Genomic DNA, 2,787 nt, shown 5'->3' with positions numbered 1-2,787 from the left:
CCGTGCCCGTGGCCCGTGATGCCCTGCTAATCCCCGGCAACCTTCAGGTGGAGGCCGCATGACCCCGTTGCAGGAAGCCGCCTACCGCCACCTCCTTTCCCTTCTGCCCCCGGGCCGCTACCCCCGGGAGGGCGGGGCGGCAGACGGGTTGGTGCGCATGCTCGGAGGGCTGGAGGGGAAGCTTGTGGAGGAGGTACTGGCCGTCCTGGCCGAGACCTTTCCCCAATCGGCCTCGAAGGAGGGTTTGGGGGAGCTGGCCCTTGGCCGAGGGATGCGGCTCCTGCCCGGCGAGTATCTGGACGCCTTTCGTGAACGTGTCCGCCTGGCCCGGGTGTTTTGGGAGAAGGCCGGGACCCTGCCCGGGGTCCTCCTGTGGCTACGGGTAGCGGGCTACAGAGCCACCATCTGGGAGCACTACCACGACGACCCCGCCATCTGGGCCGAGTTTTCGGTTTACCTTTGGCTGGAAATAGCCGCGTATACCACCGACCGCTGGGACGATGGAGTGGGAAGCTGGGACGACGACACTCCCTGGGACTATCAGCTTGCTGCCACGGAGCTCAGCCGCATCCCCAACCTGTTGCGGGAGGTGAAGCCCGCCCATGCCCGGGTGCGGCGGGTCTGGTACATTGCTGGTCCCTTTGACGCCTGGGACGACGGAGGTACATGGGATGACGGCGGGGTGTGGAACCCTGAGCCTATCCAGGTCGTATAAGAGGATGTCCAGGTCGTATAGGAGGATGGCATGCCGGAGAACTTGAACCCTCAAGACCAGTGGGATACACAGTTTGAAGTCCCCCTCCCGGGGGAACCCAGGAACATTGGGCCTCTGCGGACGCTGTTCCAGCGGCTCTTGAATCGTACTGAGCGCCTGAAAAACCGCATAGGGGAAGTCCTTGGGCTACCCTGGGACGCTGCCCTTCCTGACACCCTCGCGGGATTGCATGGCCGCCTGAATAGCCACCAAACTGCGCCGGTCCTGGACCACCCCGACGGTTCAGTCACCGCGCCCAAGATAGCCGCAAACCATGCCCCGAAGAGCCAGGGGGGCATCACCTTTGGTGCTGCGAACTGGGACCAGCTAACTGAGGCCGGTTATTACCTGGTTTCCCCTGGGGGCAGCGGGGGCTCCGGGGTCCCACCAGCCAATAGTCAGTCGGGTCTTCTGATAGTGGAGCGCTCTTTGGACGGTCCTATCGTGCAAAGATTCCTCCCCGAGTTGGAGCCATATAGTTACTGGCGGATTAGGTCAAACGCTTGGGGCCAGTGGATACGCCAACAAGGAGGGGGTTTCGCCCAGGCAGTTGACCCCATTGCCCACTACAACCAAACGGGTCAGAACTATGATCTACGGCCTGGAGAAGTGGCCGTAGTGAACTTTAACGGAGGAAGTAACGGAGCCGATGTTCATACAAGAATAGCTACCAATAATGGCAGAGCGTACTGGATATTTGTTATTTCGGAGGTTAACTGGGGAACCGTCTGGTCTAGTGGGTCTTGGCCTGTGGTTTGGTCTGCACTCAGGCCAAACGGTACCGTTTATAGCCAACAGTTTTCCGAACAATTTGTCATTATCCGAGAAACCTCTATGGCAGGATATTTTTCCGAAGATCGCTCAGGATTTCCGATATCTGCTTACTATGGTTCGTCTATAGGGCTATTACACACAGGTCTCCCTGGGAGTAGGTTTTTCCTAAGATTTTCGGGGGAACATCCGTTAGGCAGCAATAACAACTTAATCCAGTTGGCTCCATCCATAACCATTTGGAGGAACAATACAACTCCTTGGACTTATTTAGGGAGCCTTTCCGTTCCTCCGACAGTAGCTGGAAAGTTGATAGTTCTTAGAATCCTCTGACCAAAGGGAGGGTTGCATGCTTTTTGCCTGGATTAGCGAGGACGGGAGCGTTTGCGCCACTGATGAGCTTGAACTGGTACCGCCCGAGTACAGAGAACGCGTGGTTACGTTCCCTCAGCTGGAGCTGAGAGATGCGACGAAACTGGTTGTGCGCAACGGTTCAATAGGCCTCAAATCTGCAGAGGAAGAAAAGCAGGAGAAAGTAGAGGCTGCCCTTAGGCAACTTCGTCTGGAGCGCGATATACGTCTCCAACAAACCGACTGGGTGTTTATCAGAGCAATGGAGCGCGGGGAGCCTGTCCCGCCAGAGTGGAGGGCATATCGGCAGGCCCTGCGGGATCTGCCGCAGACCCTCACAGAGGAGCAGCTGCTGTCGGGGGACATTCCCTGGCCCACCCCTCCTGACGCCTAGCGCCGCAAAAGCCCCCGCAGCCGCTCCCAAAGGGGGTGGGCGGGGGCGATCTTCTAACAACTATGCCCGTACAAGAACCCGACCCTCAAGGTCCGGCGGCCCTCCTGGTGGCCGCCCTCATGGCGGTGTTGGCCCATCTCGCCCGCCTGCTCTCACGGGGGTGGCCCGGCATCCTCCGGCTAGCGGCGGGCGGATTAGGGGCAGGAGTGGCGGGGTTTACGTTCGGGGCTTTCATCATCGGTATCTCGCCCCAGGAGGTGCGTTCAGAACTCATTTGGGCCGCAGGGGGTGGCCTGGGCTTATGCGGCGCAGGTTTTCTACCACGGATGGGGCCTCCGTCGCCACCAGGGGGTGCGGGGGGTCTGGGTGCGGGAGGGGGAGGAGGTGCCGGAGATCCCGCGGGAGGGTGGGTTCAAGCCCCTGCCCAAGCGGTGGGTGGTGGAGTGGAGGACGGGAGGGTGGAGGTGTGGAGGATTAGCGTGGCTTAAGCAACCTATGAGCGTGGCTTAAGCAACCT

Annotated in this window: 3 protein-coding genes; all 3 read left to right on the top strand. The window is 60.0% G+C overall.

Going from position 1 to position 2,787, the window contains the following annotated elements:
* The first annotated feature begins 58 nt into the window (after positions 1 to 58).
* The 3 genes from Q0721_RS11040 (at position 59) to Q0721_RS11030 (ending at position 2,758) form a co-directional block, all read left to right on the top strand.
* Positions 59 to 715, top strand: coding sequence for a hypothetical protein (locus Q0721_RS11040; protein ID WP_299029788.1), 657 nt, complete (start codon positions 59 to 61; stop codon positions 713 to 715).
* Positions 716 to 1,874: 1,159 nt separating this feature from the next.
* The gene (locus tag Q0721_RS11035) at positions 1,875 to 2,270 is read left to right on the top strand and encodes a phage tail assembly chaperone (protein ID WP_299029785.1); all 396 of its coding nucleotides are present in this window, start codon (positions 1,875 to 1,877) and stop codon (positions 2,268 to 2,270) included.
* Between the two features lie 62 nt (positions 2,271 to 2,332).
* Positions 2,333 to 2,758, top strand: coding sequence for a hypothetical protein (locus Q0721_RS11030; RefSeq protein ID WP_299029782.1), 426 nt, complete (start codon positions 2,333 to 2,335; stop codon positions 2,756 to 2,758).
* Positions 2,759 to 2,787 lie beyond the last annotated feature (29 nt).

Source organism: uncultured Thermanaerothrix sp. (genome assembly GCF_938028735.1).
Taxonomy (GTDB): domain Bacteria; phylum Chloroflexota; class Anaerolineae; order Anaerolineales; family Anaerolineaceae; genus Thermanaerothrix.
Note: the sequence above shows the minus strand (reverse complement) of the source record. Positions and strands in the feature narration are given on the sequence as shown.